Consider the following 15518-nt stretch of genomic DNA (forward strand, 5'->3'; position numbering starts at 1 on the left):
GTGGCGGACTTGCCGCCCCCACGGGCGGGTCGGGTGCAGGCGGACCTGCTGGACGTGGTGATCGTCGGGGCGGGTCCGGCGGGCCTGAGTGCCGCGCTGACGCTGGGACGCTCGCGGCGGCGGGTGCTGCTGCTGGACGGCGGCCCGCCCCGCAACGCGCCCGTGGGAGCCGCGCACGGACTGCTCACGCGCGACGGGATGCACCCGGCAGACCTGAAAGCGCAGGCACTGGCGGACCTCGCGCCGTACGACGTGACCGTCCGCCCCGATGGGGCGCGCGAGGTGCGCCGCGACCCGGACGGGGCGTTCGCCGTGCGGGTCGGTCAGGACTGGCACCGCACGCGCGTTCTGCTGTTCGCCACCGGCGTGCGGGACCTCCTGCCGCCCGTGCCGGGCCTGCGGGAACGCTGGGGGCAGGGCGTGTACCACTGCCCGTACTGCGACGGCTGGGAACACGAGGGCCGCGCCCTGGCTGTGTACGGCTGCGGCCAGAGCGCGCACCACCTGGCCCTGACGGTCCGGGCGTGGTCGGACCGCGTGACCCTGCTGTGCGACGGCGACCCGGCCCTCACGCCCGAACAGACCCGCGACCTGCGCCGCGTCGGCGTCCGTATCCGTACGGAACCCGTCCGGCACCTGCGCGGCGGTCCCCTGGAAGACCAGTCGGTGTGCGTCACCTTCCGGGGCGCGCCGCCCCTCCTCGTGGACGCCGTGTTCCTCGCGCCCGAACAGCAGCAGGGCAGCCACCTGCCCGCCGCGCTCGGCTGCCAGCTGAACGACCGCGGCCGCGTGCAGGTCGACGACCATCAGGAAACCAGCGTTCCCGGCGTGTTCGCTATCGGGGACATGACCGGCGCGCCGCAGTACGTGGTGCAGGCCGCCGCGGCCGGCATGCACGCCGCGCAGGTCATCAACACCCGCCTCATCCACGCGGCCGTGCATTCCCTGGGCGCCGCGTTCCACAAGACCCCCGATGACGGCGCAGAAGTGACCCGCCCCCCTGAGCCCGACGACGAGTAGCATACTCGTGTGAGTATTCATGCCGTTCTCTTCGACCTCGACGGCACCCTCCACGACCGCGCTGCCACCCTCCGCGCGTGGCTGGCCGAACACACCCGGCAGTTCGGCCTGCCCGACACCTACGCCCCCCGCTTCCTCGAACTCGAAGACCACGGCTACCGCCCCAAAGCCCAGGTCATCCCCCAGCTCGTGCAGGAACTCGGCCTCCCACACGACCCCCAGACCCTCCTCGACACCTACGCCCACCACGTCCGGCACGCCGTCCCCATGCCCCACGCACACGCCGTCCTGCGCGAACTCCGCGCGCGGGGCGTGCGGGTGGGTGTCGTCACCAACGGCTGGGAAGACCTCCAGCGCGCCTGCGCCGACCGCTGCGGCCTGACCGACCTGATAGACGACCTCGTGATCAGCCGAGCCATCGGACTCAGCAAACCCGACCCCGCCATCTACCAGCTCGCGCTGAACCGCCTCGGCGTCAGCGCCCAGCACACGTGGTTCGTGGGCGACTCGCCCCGCAACGACATCGCCGGGCCGCAGGCGGTGGGGCTGCGCGCCGCGTGGCTCCCCACCACGCACCCGCTTCAGGGCGAGGCTCCGGACGTGATTCTTCGTGATCTGCGGGATGTGCTGGGGTTGTAGGTGGGCGCCTGCGGCGGGCTGCCCCACCCCCCAGCCCCCATCCCCAGGGGGGACGGGGGGGCTTTCGTTGGCACTGGGCAGGTATTTCGCGGGCGTTCGTGGTGGGGAGATCGGGCGGGGACGGCCACGCCTCACACGCCATCCTTCGTCCCCGCGCCGTTCGCCCCGCGCGCTGCGCGCACGACGGGCCTCGTGGCGACGACGGTCATGTTTCAAGGCTCCCCTTAAGGGGAGCTGTCGCCGCAGGCGACTGAGGGGTCCCCTGCGAAGCAGCTGTGTTCCGCTGCGAAGCAGCCGCCCTTCCCACACTCCCCTCCTACGCTCCGCGCCCCTGCGGCGCGTACCATCGGGGGTGTGAGTTCTTTCGTGTTGCCGATTGCGGAGGTGGTGCCTGCGGTGCGTGGGGCGCTGGCGGCGCATTCGTTGGTTGTGGTGCAGGCGCCTCCGGGGGCGGGGAAGAGTACGGGGTTGCCGTTGGAGTTGCTGGGTGAGCCGTGGTTGGCGGGGCGTGGGATCGTGATGCTGCAGCCCCGGCGGGTGGCGGCGCGGGCGGTGGCGGCGCGGCTGGCGGAGGGGCTTGGGGAGGAGGTCGGTGGGACGGTCGGGTACCGGGTGCGGTTCGATTCGCGGGTGTCGGCGGCGACGCGGTTGGAGGTGGTGACGGAGGGCATCCTGACGCGGCGGCTTCAGCGGGATCCGGAGCTGTCGGGTGTGGGGCTGGTGATTCTGGACGAGTTTCACGAGCGGAGCCTGAACGCGGATCTGGCGCTGGCGCTCCTGCGGGAGGTGCAGGGGGCGCTGCGGGATGACCTGCGGGTGCTGGTGATGAGTGCCACGCTGGATCCGGGTTTGCCGGGGCGGCTGGGGGCGCCGCTGATCGAGAGTGCGGGGCGGGCGTTCCCGGTCGAGGTTCGCTACCTGCCCACTGATCCGGTGGGGCGCGTGGAGGATCTCGTGGCGCGGCAGGTGCGGGTGGCGCTGGAGGCGGAGCCGGGGGACGTACTGGCGTTCCTGCCGGGCGTGCGGGAGATCCGCGCGGCGGCGGCGGCGCTGTCGGATGTGGACGCGGCCGTGCTGCCGCTGTACGGCGACCTGCCGGTGCGGGAGCAGGCGCGGGCGCTGCGGCCCGATCCGGGTGGAAGGCGCAAGGTGGTGCTGGCGACCAGTATCGCCGAGACGTCGCTGACCATCGACGGGGTGCGGGTGGTCGTGGACGGCGGCCTGAGCCGCACGCAGCAGTTCGATCCGGCCAGTGGGCTTTCGCGGATGGTGACGGGCCGGGTCACGCGGGACGCGGCGACGCAGCGTGCGGGCCGCGCGGGCCGCACCGCGCCGGGCGTCGCGTACCGCCTGTGGAGCGAGCGGACGCAGCCGCTCCTGCCGGCCGCGCGTCCGCCGGAGGTCATGGAGGCGGACCTCGCGCCGCTGACGCTGGAACTCGCGCAGTGGGGCGTGCCGGACCCGGCGGACCTGCACTGGCTGGACGTACCCCCGGCCCGGCGCGTGGAGACGGCGCGGGGCGTGCTGCGCGACCTGGGCGCGCTGGACGGAGCGGGCCGCGTGACCCCGGAGGGCGCGCGGCTGCTGGACTTCCCGACGCACCCGCGTCTGGCGCACCTGCTGACTGCGCCGGGCGACGCGGCGCTCGCGGCGGATGTGGCGGCGCTGCTGGAGGAACGCGACCCGCTCCCGCCGGGGTCCGGGGCGGACCTGACGGACCGCGTGGCGGTCCTGCGTGCGTGGCGGCGCGGGGAGCGCACGCCCGGCGACGTGGCGGTGCTGGAACGCGTCGAGCGGCTGTCGCGGCAGTGGCGCACCCTCCTGAAGGTCCGGCCGGACGATTCGGCCCCGGACGGGTTCGCGGTGGGCGCGCTGGTCCTGCGGGCGTACCCGGAACGCGCCGCACTCGCGCGCGAGGAGACCAGCGGCCTGCGCCGGGGGCGGTTCCTGCTGGCGGGCGGGCAGGGGGCGGCGCTGCCGGAGGGGGACGGTCTGGCGGGCGTGCGGGCGCTGGTCGCCGCGCACATGGACGCCTCCCCCATGAGTGCCGGGCAGGCCGAGGGCCGCATCTTCCTGGCGGCGCCGCTCGACCCGGCCGCGCTGGACGCCGGGGCTGCGTGGGTGGACGCGGTGCGCTGGGACGCCCGCACCGGCACGCTGGTCGCGCAGCGCGAGCGGCGCTTCGGGGCGCTGGTGCTCGAAGCCCGGCCCCTGCGTGACCTGCCCGCCGGGGCGCGGCTGGACGCGCTGGCCGGGGGGATCCGCGAGGGGGGCCTGCACCTGCTGACCTTCAGCCCCGAGGCGCAGGCGCTGCGGGACCGCGTGGAGTCCGTCCGGGCGTGGCGGCCCGACGAGACCGACTGGCCGGACCTCAGTGACGCCGGCCTGCTGGACACCCTGGAGGACTGGCTGGGACCGCACCTGGGCGCGGCCCGCTCGCGGGAGGACCTGGGCCGCCTGAACCTCCTGCCGGCCGTGCAGGCGTTGCTGCCGTGGCCCCTCCCGGCCCGGCTGGACGAACTGGCTCCCACGCACCTGACGGTGCCCACCGGCAGCCGCATCCGGCTGACGTACCGCCCCGGCGAGGCGCCCATCCTGGCCGTGAAGTTGCAGGAACTGTTCGGGCTGGCCGACACGCCCGCCGTGAACGGGGGCCGCACGCCCGTGCTGCTGCACCTGCTGTCCCCGGCGGGGCGGCCCGTGCAGGTCACGCAGGACCTGCGCTCATTCTGGAACTCCTCGTACTTCGAGGTGCGTAAGGACCTGCGCGGCCGTTACCCCAGGCACCCCTGGCCCGACGATCCCTGGACGCACGCGCCCATGAAAGGCACCAAGAAACGGGGCGTGTGACGGACGCGCGCCGGGACGCCCTGATCGCCGCGCTGTACGGCCCGGTCGGCTGGCCGCGCGCCCGGTGGGTCGTGCGCAGGCTACGCCCGCACCTGCCCACTGCCTGTACCCTGCTGGACCTGGGGGCCGGGACCGGGCACACCGGGGCGCTGCTGGCCCGGCAGGGCTGGGCGGTCACGCTGGCGGACGTGCCGCCCCACCCGGGCGCATTCGGCCAGCGGCTGATCGCGCACCCCTGCGCCCGTACGCTCGCTCGGCGCGGCGGTCTGACCCGCGTGCTGTTCCAGGGTTCCCTCCCGTTCCCGGACGGTCAGTTCGGTGTGACGCTGCTGGCGTTCGTGCTGCACCACTGCCCGGACCCGCTGGCCGTGCTGCGCGAGGCGGCGCGCGTCTCGGGCCGCGTAATCGTCATCGAGGACCTGGAGGCGGGTGGGGGCAGGCCCGGCCGCGCCGGACAGTGGCTGGACGCCCTGCTGAACCTGGAGGCCGGGCACCCGCACGCGCACCGCTCGCAGGCCGACTGGCACGCCCTGTTCCGCGCCGCCGGATTGCAGGTGCAGGCGCAGGAGCACTGGACGACCCGCCCGCTGGGCGTGCGCACCGGGCACACGCTGTTCGACCTGCGCCCGGCAGGGGGGAGCCGGGCAGGAGAAAGCCCGCCGGGAGAGGCGGGCCGGGGTTCACAGGGGCCGTCTACAGCAGGCGGGCGAGGGTGCCGCCCAGCAGCATCAGCAGCAGCAGGGTCAGGGTGGCGTTCAGGAGCTGCCGGGCGTTCGGGGCGCGGCGGTCGTCGCCGGTCATGTCGCCGCTGGTCACGCGGCCCGTCCGGTATGGCCGCCCTTCGGCTGCCCCAGCGGGGGCTGCTGCGGGTCGGGGTGCAGGCTGCCCAGCGCGGCTTTCAGGTGGCGGTACACCTCGCGTTGCAGGTCGAGGTCCTCGGGCAGTTCGTAGCGCAGCTGGTCCATGGCCTGCATCAGGTGCGCGCCGCCGGGCGTGCGTTCGTGGTCGGGGCGCGCCCAGTCGGGCAGTTCCGGGGTGTGGGTGGGCTGGCGTTTCGTGTCGTCCCAGTCGCCCCAGGTGCGGGGCAGGTCGTACAGGTAGCGGCCGATGCCGAAGTGCACGGCGCAGCGTTTCAGGGCGTCGCTGGCGGCGGCTTTCAGGGTGCTCAGGTCGCCGTCCGGGGCCTGTCCGATGTCCTCGCGGCTGACGCCGAGGACGGTCAGGCGGCCCTTGACGGTCGGGACGGGTGTGCCGGGGATGACTTCCACGCTGAATTCCCAGTGGTCGGGGCAGATGGCGTCCAGTCGGTCCTGGACGGCGCGCGCGTCGATGTGGGCCAGGAGCAGGGCGCGGCTGCGGTCCTTGCTGATGGCGACGGCTTTCCACGCCACCATGTGAGCGGGAAACGGGGACTGGAGTCGTTTCTGAACATCGCTCAATTTCATGGATTTAGTCTATAACAGAATGCAATTACGGTCAAGACAGAATGACCGGGCGTCCGGAAGCCCATGCCTGCCCCCACCGCCGCCTCTCCCTGCTCCCCCTTCCATCGACAACCCCACACTCCTGGCCCGCCGCGCCCTCTACCATGCGTGCCATGAGTCGCGCGGCCACCGTCACCCGAACCACCAGCGAAACCGACATCACCGTCCAGCTCGATCTGGACACCACCACCTACGAGCACCCGCACACCGGGCACGGCTTCCTGGACCACATGCTCGACGCGCTGGCCCGCCACGCCCGCATCGGCCTGAGCGTCCGCGCGACCGGCGACCTGCACATCGAACCGCACCACCTGATCGAGGACACCGGCATCACCCTCGGGCAGGCGCTCTCGCAGGCCCTCGGCGACCGCAAGGGCATCGAACGCTACGGCAGCGCCTTCGTACCCATGGACGAGACCCTGGCGCACGTCGTGCTGGACCTGTCGGGCCGCGCGCACCTCGCCTTCGAACCCGAGACCCTGAACGTCTGGGGCGACGCGGGCGGCATGACCCACTATCACCTACGCGAATTCCTGCGCGGCCTGTGCAACCACGCGGGCATCACGATGCACGTCCGTCTCCTCGCGGGCCGCGAGGCTCACCACGTCATCGAGGCCATCGTGAAGGCCGTCGCCCGCGCCCTGCGCGACGCCGTGCAGGTCACCTCGCAGACCATGCCCAGCACCAAGGGCAGCCTGTGAGCTTCCCCACCACCGAACGCCCGGAAGTCCTGCTGCTCGACTACGGCGCCGGCAACGTCCGCAGCGCCGCCAAGGCCCTGGAACGCGCCGGCATGACCGTGCGCGTCAGCAGCGACCCCGCCGACGTGCCCGGCGCGCGTGCGCTGGTCGTGCCCGGCCAGGGGCACTTCCGGCAGGTCATGGAAGCCTTCGACAGCAGCGGCTTCCGCCAGCCCGTCCTGGACGCCGCCGCCGCCGGCACGCCCATCCTGGGCATCTGCGTGGGCATGCAGATGCTCCTCGAAGGCAGCGAGGAGGCGCCGGGCGTGGCGGGCCTCGGCCTGATTCCCGGCACCGTCCTGCGCTTCCCCCACGACGCGCAGCGCAAGGTGCCGCAGATGGGCTGGAACAGCCTCGACAAGGTCGGCGACAGCCCCCTGCTGGCCGACCTCGCCTGCCCCGCCTACGCGTACTTCGTGCACTCGTACTACGTGCCCCTGACCGTCGAGGTGGACGCCGGGGCGCTGACCGAGTACGGCGTGCCGTTCTGGGCGGCCCTCAGCCACGGCAACCTGCACGCCACGCAGTTTCACCCGGAAAAGAGCGGCGAGGTCGGACTGGCCATCCTCGACCGCTTCCGCCGCAACGTGCTGGAGGGTTGACGGCCGGTAGACCCCGTGGGCGCCGTGTCCCGCCATCCGCAACGGGCAATAGACCGGCGGGGCGCGCCTGAGCCACAATGAACGGCATGACGACCCAGACCCCCCGCCCGCCCGTGGACCTCGACTGGAACACGCTGGGATTCAGTTACATCCGCACCGACGAACGCTACCTCTCGCACTGGCGTGACGGCGCGTGGGACCACGGAACCCTGACCCTCGACAACGTCCTGCACATCAGCGAGGGCAGCACCGCCCTGCACTACGGCCAGCAGTGCTTCGAGGGCCTCAAGGCGTACCGCGCCGCCGACGGCAGCATCAACCTGTTCCGCCCCGACCAGAACGCCGCGCGCATGCAGGCCAGCTGCCGCCGCATCCTGATGCCCGAGGTCAGCACCGAGCAGTTCATCGACGCCTGCCGTCAGGTCGTGAAAGCCAACGAACACTGGATTCCCCCCTACGGCACGGGCGGCGCGCTGTACCTGCGTCCCTACGTGATCGGCGTGGGCGACAACATCGGCGTGCGCACCGCCCCGGAATTCATCTTCGGGGTGTTCGCCATTCCCGTCGGCGCGTACTTCAAGGGGGGCCTGACCCCGCACAACTTCATCACGTCCGGCATGGACCGCGCCGCGCCGCACGGCACCGGCGCGGCCAAGGTCGGCGGGAACTACGCCGCCAGCCTCCTGCCCGGCGCGCAGGCCAAGGACCGTCACTTCGCGGACGCCATCTACCTCGACCCCGCCACGCACACCAAGATCGAGGAGGTCGGCGCCGCGAACTTCTTCGCCATCACCCGTGACGGCCAGACCTTCGTGACGCCGCAGTCGCCCAGCATCCTGCCCAGCATCACCAAGTACAGCCTGCTCTGGCTCGCCGAGCACCGCCTGGGCCTGAACGTCATTGAGGGCGACGTGTTCATCGACCGCCTGAACGAGTACGCCGAGGCCGGCGCGTGCGGCACCGCCGCCGTCATCACGCCCATCGGCGGCATCCAGCACGAGGACACCTTCCACGTGTTCCACAGCGAAACCGAGGTCGGCCCCGTCACCCGCCGCCTGTACGACGAACTGGTCGGCATCCAGTACGGCGACCGTGAAGCGCCCGAAGGCTGGATCGTCAAGGTGTGATACGGACTCCGATTGAAGGGGCTGCAAAGACCCTTCAATCCGAGCGAAGCGAGTGGGAGCAAAACGGGTTCCGGGCGTGGAGTAGGCAACCCGGTGCAGTTCCGGGTTGTCAACGGAGCAGACGGAATCCGTACAACGGCACCGGAGGCGGGGGGCGGGTTCGCAGTGCGCGGGCCGCCCCCCGCCTCATGCCGGCCGGGAGCGGTAGATGGGGGTGACGGTCACGGCTTGCAGGCCCAGATCTGTGTCCGCCTGTGTTTCTGCGGGCGTATCGCCCCAGGCCTGCATGACCAGTCGCTGCGCTCCGTGTAGGCGGGCGGCGTCGCAGGTAGCCCGTAGTAGCGCGTGCCGTAGCGCGGTGTGCCGCAAGTCAGGGTAGATGCCGGGACTGCCGATTGTCAGGGTGTCGCCGTCCAGCCACGCGCGGCAGATGCCGACGCCCCGACCGGCCCCGTCCAGTGCGATGTGGCCCACGCGGTCGTCGGCCTCGTGGGCGCCCGGAACGATGTCGGCGTCGCTGACCAGCGTGTGACCCAGCCGGTCGGCGTAGGTGTCCTGCGCTTCCCGCCGGACGGTCAGGTCAGGTGCGTCTGCCAGCGGCAGGATGCGCACCCCCGCCGGGACAGACGTTTCCGGGGTGGGCAGAGGGCCGCGCCACTCCGTGTACTGCCCCGCCTGCTCCCAGCCGAGCGTCTGTAAGACGTGTCCGGGCAGCAGGGTGTCGTCCGCGTAGGCACTCAGGGGTGTGCCGGTCGCCGAGGCGGCGCGCAGCAGGGCCGCTGCGACCTCTGCCTGCTGCGGTCCGGGCCGGGCGCCTCCCAGTACTTCCAGGTCCGCGCGGGGGGTGCGGCGCAGCGCGATCACGCCTGCTCCATCGGCCGCCAGCCACGCGGCTGTGAACTGTGGCAGCAGGGGGCGCAGATCGTCAGCGCCGCACCCCAGCAGGGCGGCCAGCGCCGGGAGGGCCGCGTCGGGCGAGGTGGCGGGCAGGAGTGTCACAGGGGGCAGCATACGTGGCAGGTTCCGCCTCTCACGGCGCACATGCCGCCCCGGCACTCTCTGACCGTTTCTTCATGTTCGCCGTGTGGGCGGCGTGTGTGGCGTGGGGCGCGGCTACACTCGTGGGCATGAGTGAAGCGCTTCCGCTGGACCATGGTCACCTTCAGAAGCTCGTCACGGCGGATCTGGTGCGGCCCGATCATCTGCTGGGCGCGCATCCTGTTACGCAGGACGGAGTGGAGGGCGTGCGCTTTGGCGTGTGGGCTCCGAACGCGCATCACGTGAGCGTGGTGGGCGATTTCAACGGCTTCAACGGCTTCGATAATCCCATGCAGCGCCTGGAGTTCGGGTTCTGGGGGGTGTTCGTGCCGTCGGCGCGCAACGGGCAGCGGTACAAGTTCCGGATTACCGGCCCGGACGGCCGCACCGAGGACAAGATGGACCCGTACGGGTCGTTCTTCGAGGTGCGCCCGGCGACGGCCAGCATCGTGTGGGAGCAGCCGTTCGACTGGACGGACGGCACCTGGATGGGGGAGCGCAGCGCGGGCCTGGACTGCCCGGTCAGCATGTACGAGGTGCACCTGCCGTCCTGGGCGCGGCGCGAGGACGGCTGGTTCCTGAATTACCGCGATCTGGCGCACCGGCTGGGCGAGTACGTGACGTTCATGGGGTACACGCACGTGGAGCTGCTGGGCGTCATGGAGCACCCGTTCGACGGGTCGTGGGGGTATCAGGTGACCGGGTACTACGCGCCGACCAGCCGCATGGGCAGCCCGGAGGATTTCAAGTACCTCGTGAATCACCTGCACTCGCTGGGCATCGGCGTGATTCTGGACTGGGTGCCGGGGCACTTCCCGACGGACCCGGCGGGCCTGGGCCGGTTCGACGGCACGCCGCTGTTCGAGTACGCCGACCCGCGCAAGGGCTACCACTACGACTGGAACACTTACATCTTCGATTACGGCCGGAACGAGGTCGTGATGTTCCTGATCGGGTCGGCCCTCAAGTGGTTGCAGGACTTCCACGTGGACGGCCTGCGCGTGGACGCCGTGGCGAGCATGCTGTACCTGGATTTCTCGCGCACCGAGTGGATTCCGAACGTGCACGGCGGCCGCGAGAACCTGGAGGCCATCGCGTTCCTGCGGCGCCTGAACGAGGTCGTGCATCACATGGCGCCGGGCTGCATGATCGTGGCCGAGGAGAGCACGTCGTTCCCCGGCGTGACCACCCCCAGCCCGCACGGTCTGGGCTTCGATTACAAGTGGGCAATGGGCTGGATGAACGACACGCTGCATTACTTCGAGCAGGACCCGCTGTGGCGCCGTCATCATCACCACGCGCTGACCTTCTTCAACGCGTACCGCACCAGCGAGAACTACGTGCTGGCGATCAGCCACGACGAGGTCGTGCACCTGAAGAAGAGCATGGTCATGAAGATGCCCGGCGACTGGTACGCGCAGCGCGCCGGGTACCGCGCGTTCCTGGCGCTGATGTGGGCCACGCCCGGCAAGAAACTGCTGTTCATGGGGCAGGAGTTCGCGCAGCCCACCGAGTGGAACCATGATCAGGCGTTGCCGCTGCACCTCGTGGACCAGCCGGACCACCGGGGCGTGATGCACCTGGTGCGGGACCTGAACGGCCTGTACCGGGGCCGCCCGGACTGGCACGTGGCCGACACCCGCGACGAGGGCCTGCAGTGGATCAGCGCGGACGACGTGGAGAACAGCGTGTACGCCTTCCTGCGCCGCGATCCGGTGGGCGGCGCGTGGAGTCTGGTCGTGGCGAACCTGACCCCGGTGTACCGTGACTTCTACCCGGTGGGCGTGCCGCAGGGCGGCGAGTACCGCGTTCTGCTGTCCACCGATGACGGCGGGTACGGCGGGTTCGGCACGCAGCAGCCGGACCTGACGGCCAGGGCGGAAGGCTGGCATGGTCAGCCGCACCACCTGCGCCTGAACCTCCCGCCGAACAGCGTGCTGGTGCTCGCGCCGGCCGGGGCGGGTCTGCTTTAATGCGGCGGTGACGCCGTCTCCCTCTGCTCCTGACCGTCCGGGTTCCGGGCGGCCCGCCCCGGACGCCCTGACCGCCGCGAGCCTCGTGCTGCTGGCGGTCCTGGCGGGGCTGCTGCTGTGGCCGCTGATCAGCGGCGGCCCGGCGCCCAGCGCCTTCCTGATCGCCGGTCTGCTGGTGGTGCGGCTGGGCATTCAGTTTCTGCGTGCCCGGCGGGACGAGCGGCTGCGGCGGCCGGCGGGCTGGGCGCTGGACATTCTGCTGATCGCGCTGATCTTCTACTCGGCCAGTACCCAGCCGCCCGCCTGATACGGACTCCGACTGAACGGCTTACAAGGCTGTTCAATCCGAGCGGATGCGACTCGTAGAGCTGCCCCGCAGAGTGGGAGAGAAACGCCCCTCCGGACGTGGGGCTGGCAAACCGGTGAAGTTCCGGATTGTCAGCGAAACAGACGGAATCCGTACGAGTGCGGGGGTGCCGGTGCGCTACCCCCAGCGGTCTCGCGATGGGGGGGGCTGTTTTTTCAACCCGGTTCAACATTTTTCAGGCAGAATGACCGGCGTGATCCTGACAACGCTGCTGAACGCCGTGCGACCCACGCACCGGCTGCACAGCACTGACGAACGCCTGCTGGGCACCGAGGTCGAGGTGCAGGTCGTGGCGCGCACCCGCGCCCACGCCGAACACGCCGAACACGCCGCCCTGACCGAGATAGGGCGCCTGAACCGCGTTTTCGATCCGTCCGATCCCGGCAGCGAACTGCGCCGCTGGCAGGCCCAGGCCGGCGCGCACGTCCCCCTGAGCCTGGATCTGCTGCGCGTCCTGCGGCTCGCGGATCACTGGCGCACCCTGAGCGGCGGGGCGCTTCATCCCGGCACGGACGCCTTCGGCCTGCTGTGGCGGCAGGCGGGCGCCACCGGGCAGGAGCCCGCGCCGGGCACGCTGGCGCGGCAGGCCAGCGCCCTGCGCGCCGAACCGTGGACCCTGCACGCCGACGGCAGCGCCACCCTGCACGCCCGTTACCCCTTGAGTCTGCACGCCGTCGCCAGGGGGTACATCGTGGACTGCGCCGCCACGGTCGCCTCCCGCTGCCCAGGCGTGCGCAGCGTCCTCGTGAACGCGGCCGGGAACCTGCGTGTCATCGGCGGGCCGGGCGTGCAGGTTCCCGTTGCGGACCCCTTCACTGTCCGGGACAACGCGCCACCCCTCGCGCAGGTGCGGGTGCGGGGTGCGGCGCTGGCCAGCGGCGGATGCCCGCACCGGGGGTATCAGGTGGGGGACCGCCGGTACTCGCACGTGATCGACCCGCGCACCGGCGCGCCCGTGCAGGCCGCGCCGCGCGTGACGGTGACCGCGCCGGAATGCGCCGCGGCCCACGCGCTGGCGACCGCGCTGAACGTCATGAGCCCGGTGGCGGCGCTGGCCCTGGTCAACGACCTTCCGGGCTGCGAGGCCCTGATCGTGACCGCCGACGGACAGCGGCTGAGCAGCGCCTGCTGGCGCGCCCAGCCGCGCCGCGCCGCCATGGGTGGTCTGATACGGACTCCGATTGAATGGGCTGCAAAGACCGTTCAATCCGAGCGAAGCGAGTAGGAGAAAAACGGGTTCCGGGCGTGGAGCTGGCAGATCGGTGGTGTTCCGATCTGTCAGCGAAACAGACGGCAGTCCGTATGATTCCCGCGTTCCGCTGAAGCCGCGCGGGCGCCGTGATCCAGCTTCCCGTTCCGGCGCGGCGCGGCGCGTATCGTTGCCCGCATGACCGTTGCCACGAAGACCTACACGCCCGCCGAAGTCACCGCGTTCTACGACGCGCACCGCACCGTCCGTCAGTACCGTACCCACGCGGACGGCTCGCCGCTGCCCCTTCCGGCCGATCACCTGGAAGCCATCCTGCACGCCACGCAGCGCGCCCCGACCGACGCGACCGCGCAGCTGTATTCCCTGATCCGCATCACCCGCCCGGAGGGGCGCGCCCGCCTCGCGGAACTGACCACCAACGCGCACATCGCCACGGCCAGCGAGGCGTTCGTTGTGTGCGCCGACGTGCGCCGCGTGGAGCGCGTGCTGGAAGTCAGCGGCCGGCAGGCCGGGCAGTGGCCCGCCATCGCCGTGCACTTCGGGATCGGGGACGCTGTCATGGCCGGCACCAACCTCCTGACCGCTGCCGAGATGCTGGGCTACCAGGGCTGCTGGATCGGGGGCGTCCTGAACGGCCTGGACGCCATCATCGATGAACTGGGCCTCCCGCAGGGCGTGCTGCCCTTCGCCGCGCTGACCATCGGCACGCCCGCCGAGAACGCCCCCTACCGCCCCCGCGTGCCGCGCCCGCTGGTCATTCACACCGACACGTACCACGACGGCAGCGACGACGAAATTCGCGAGGCGGTGCAGGTCATGAACCCCATCGCGGCGCGCGGCGATCAGCCCGGCGACTGGGCCCGCCTGCTGACCATGTACTTCGGCCAGGGCGGCGGCATGGAAGCCCGCGAACCCGGCCTGGTCGCCGCCCTGAAGAAGCAGGGCCTCTGGGCCGGCGCCGAGTAAAACCGCCGCACGAGAGTCACCCGGCACCCCGCGCCCGCTGTCCGGCGCGGGGTGTCTACTGCGCCGCAAATCCGGCAACCCTGCCGGGCGCGCCCACTGACCGGGCGTCCGCTCACCTGCCTGCCTCTGCCCGGCCCCAACCGGGCGCGGCGCTCCGTACAATGCGCAACGTGAGCCAACCCAACCCCGATGCCCCCGGCGAGCCCGCTGCGGCGCCCGTGAAGTACGACCTGACCACCCTGGCCGCCCGCGCGGGCGAGGAGGCCCGCCCGAACCGCGCGGCCGCGCTGGTGGAACCCATCTACCAGAGCACCGTGTACGCCTTCGCGGACCTGGACGACCTGGACCGCGCCATGAGCGGCGAGGACCCCGCCAGCTTCTACTACCGCAACGGCACCCCGAACGCCGCGACCCTGGAACGCGCCCTGGCGACCCTGGAAGGCACCGGGGCCGCGCTGGTGGCCGCGAGTGGCATGGCGGCCATCAGCGCCGCGCTGCTGGGCGTGCTGAAGGCCGGGGATCACGTGATCACGGACGCCCGCGTGTACGGCGTGACGTACGCGCTGCTGGCCGAGGAGTTCCCCCGCCTGGGCATCGAGGTGTCGTTCGTGGACGCCTGCGACCTGAACGAGGTCGAGGACGCCTTCCGGCCGAACACCCGCGTGGTGCACGTGGAGAGCCTCACCAACCCGCTGCTGACCGTGCCGGACGTGCCCGCGCTGGCCCGCCTGGCGCATGAACGCGGCGCGCTGCTGAGTGTGGACAACACCTTCGCCAGTCCCGCCGTGTTCCGCCCCGCCGAGCACGACGCGGACCTCGTGACGCACTCGGTCAGCAAGTACCTCAGCGGGCACTCCTCGGCGTTCGGGGGCGTGCTGTGCGCCTCGCCGGAACTGGTCGCGCTGGCCCGCACGCGCCTGCTGCGCCTGGGCGGCACGATCAGCGCCTTCGACGCCTGGATGACCATGCAGGGACTCAAGACCCTGGGCCTGCGGATGCGCGCCCACAGCGGCAACGCGCAGGCGGTCGCGGACGTGCTGGTCAACCACCCGCGCGTGAAGGCCGTGTACCACCCCGGCCTCAGCGACCACCCGCAGTTCCACCTCGCCATGGACCTGTTCCCGCAGGGCTTCGGCGGGATGCTGAGTGCCGACATCGAGGACGCGCCCCGCTTCGTCAGGGCCCTGGCTGGCCGCATTCCGCTCGCGCCGTCCCTGGCCGACGTGATCACCACGCTGTCCTGGCCGTGGGGCACCTCGCACCGCCCGCTGCCGGAACCCGAACGCCGACGCCTGGGCATCACACCGAACCTGCTGCGCCTGAGCATCGGCATCGAGGACATCGGCGACCTGCTGGGCGACTTCGAGGCCGCGCTGGACGCGTAATACGGACTCCGATTGAATGGTTTGCCCAAACCGTTCAATCCGAGCGGATGCGACTCGTAGAGCTGCCCCGCAGAGAAGGAGAGAAGCGGGTTCCGGGCGTGGAGTTGGCAACCCGGC

15 protein-coding genes are annotated in these 15518 nt (G+C 71.6%); 11 read left to right on the forward strand and 4 right to left on the reverse strand.

All coding sequences use genetic code 11. The features are described from left to right. Positions 1 to 9 precede the first annotated feature (9 nt). The 3 genes from BXU09_RS10420 (at position 10) to hrpB (ending at position 4509) form a co-directional block, all read left to right on the forward strand. Positions 10 to 1020, forward strand: a complete 1011-nt coding sequence (locus BXU09_RS10420) for an NAD(P)/FAD-dependent oxidoreductase (RefSeq protein WP_240501173.1) — start codon at positions 10 to 12, stop codon at positions 1018 to 1020. A gap of 9 nt (positions 1021 to 1029) precedes the next feature. Then, on the forward strand, positions 1030 to 1659 hold the full coding sequence (locus tag BXU09_RS10425) for an HAD family hydrolase (RefSeq protein ID WP_240501174.1): 630 nt from the start codon (positions 1030 to 1032) through the stop codon (positions 1657 to 1659). Positions 1660 to 2013: 354 nt separating this feature from the next. Continuing rightward, positions 2014 to 4509, forward strand: coding sequence for an ATP-dependent helicase HrpB (gene hrpB / locus BXU09_RS10430; protein ID WP_078302285.1), 2496 nt, complete (start codon positions 2014 to 2016; stop codon positions 4507 to 4509). Positions 4510 to 4589: 80 nt separating this feature from the next. Here the strand turns inward: hrpB and BXU09_RS21465 are convergent, their stop codons facing one another. The 3 genes from BXU09_RS21465 to BXU09_RS10440 form a co-directional block, all read right to left on the reverse strand. Then, positions 4590 to 5081, reverse strand: a complete 492-nt coding sequence (locus BXU09_RS21465; RefSeq protein ID WP_240501176.1) for a hypothetical protein — start codon at positions 5079 to 5081, stop codon at positions 4590 to 4592. A gap of 121 nt (positions 5082 to 5202) precedes the next feature. Next, positions 5203 to 5325 (reverse strand): hypothetical protein, encoded by a 123-nt coding sequence (locus BXU09_RS21915; protein ID WP_255579183.1) that lies wholly within the window; start codon positions 5323 to 5325, stop codon positions 5203 to 5205. Continuing rightward, the gene (locus tag BXU09_RS10440) at positions 5322 to 5954 is read right to left on the reverse strand and encodes a Rad52/Rad22 family DNA repair protein (protein WP_078302287.1); all 633 of its coding nucleotides are present in this window, start codon (positions 5952 to 5954) and stop codon (positions 5322 to 5324) included. Before BXU09_RS10440 ends, BXU09_RS21915 begins: the two co-directional genes overlap by 4 nt. Positions 5955 to 6106: 152 nt before the next feature. On the opposite strand from BXU09_RS10440, the gene hisB reads away from it, so the two are divergent. The 3 genes from hisB to BXU09_RS10455 all read left to right on the forward strand — a co-directional run bounded on the left by hisB (position 6107) and on the right by BXU09_RS10455 (position 8462). Then, positions 6107 to 6694 (forward strand): imidazoleglycerol-phosphate dehydratase HisB, encoded by a 588-nt coding sequence (gene hisB / locus BXU09_RS10445; protein WP_078302289.1) that lies wholly within the window; start codon positions 6107 to 6109, stop codon positions 6692 to 6694. Further along, positions 6691 to 7335 (forward strand): imidazole glycerol phosphate synthase subunit HisH, encoded by a 645-nt coding sequence (gene hisH / locus BXU09_RS10450; protein ID WP_078302291.1) that lies wholly within the window; start codon positions 6691 to 6693, stop codon positions 7333 to 7335. The genes hisB and hisH overlap by 4 nt, the downstream gene beginning before the upstream one ends. An 86-nt stretch (positions 7336 to 7421) precedes the next feature. Beyond that, positions 7422 to 8462 (forward strand): branched-chain amino acid aminotransferase, encoded by a 1041-nt coding sequence (locus BXU09_RS10455; protein ID WP_078304948.1) that lies wholly within the window; start codon positions 7422 to 7424, stop codon positions 8460 to 8462. Between the two features lie 186 nt (positions 8463 to 8648). On the opposite strand, the gene BXU09_RS10460 is transcribed toward BXU09_RS10455, so the two are convergent. Continuing rightward, positions 8649 to 9461 (reverse strand): hypothetical protein, encoded by an 813-nt coding sequence (locus BXU09_RS10460; RefSeq protein ID WP_144012069.1) that lies wholly within the window; start codon positions 9459 to 9461, stop codon positions 8649 to 8651. Positions 9462 to 9589: 128 nt separating this feature from the next. Here BXU09_RS10460 and BXU09_RS10465 point away from each other — a divergent pair, with 128 nt between their 5' ends. From BXU09_RS10465 to BXU09_RS10485, 5 genes are all read left to right on the forward strand, one after another. Beyond that, on the forward strand, positions 9590 to 11473 hold the full coding sequence (locus tag BXU09_RS10465) for a 1,4-alpha-glucan branching enzyme (RefSeq protein ID WP_055363228.1): 1884 nt from the start codon (positions 9590 to 9592) through the stop codon (positions 11471 to 11473). Between the two features lie 7 nt (positions 11474 to 11480). Then, positions 11481 to 11780: a hypothetical protein gene (locus BXU09_RS10470; protein ID WP_078302295.1), complete on the forward strand. Its 300-nt coding sequence runs from the start codon at positions 11481 to 11483 to the stop codon at positions 11778 to 11780. A 244-nt stretch (positions 11781 to 12024) separates the two neighbouring features. Beyond that, on the forward strand, positions 12025 to 13065 hold the full coding sequence (locus tag BXU09_RS10475; RefSeq protein WP_078302297.1) for an FAD:protein FMN transferase: 1041 nt from the start codon (positions 12025 to 12027) through the stop codon (positions 13063 to 13065). Between the two features lie 162 nt (positions 13066 to 13227). Then, positions 13228 to 14016, forward strand: a complete 789-nt coding sequence (locus BXU09_RS10480) for a nitroreductase family protein (protein ID WP_078302299.1) — start codon at positions 13228 to 13230, stop codon at positions 14014 to 14016. 170 nt (positions 14017 to 14186) lie between these two features. Beyond that, a complete protein-coding gene (locus BXU09_RS10485; protein ID WP_240501177.1) occupies positions 14187 to 15401 on the forward strand; it encodes an aminotransferase class I/II-fold pyridoxal phosphate-dependent enzyme in 1215 nt (404 codons plus the stop codon). Positions 15402 to 15518: the final 117 nt, after the last annotated feature.

Source organism: Deinococcus sp. LM3 (assembly GCF_002017875.1).
Taxonomy (GTDB): domain Bacteria; phylum Deinococcota; class Deinococci; order Deinococcales; family Deinococcaceae; genus Deinococcus.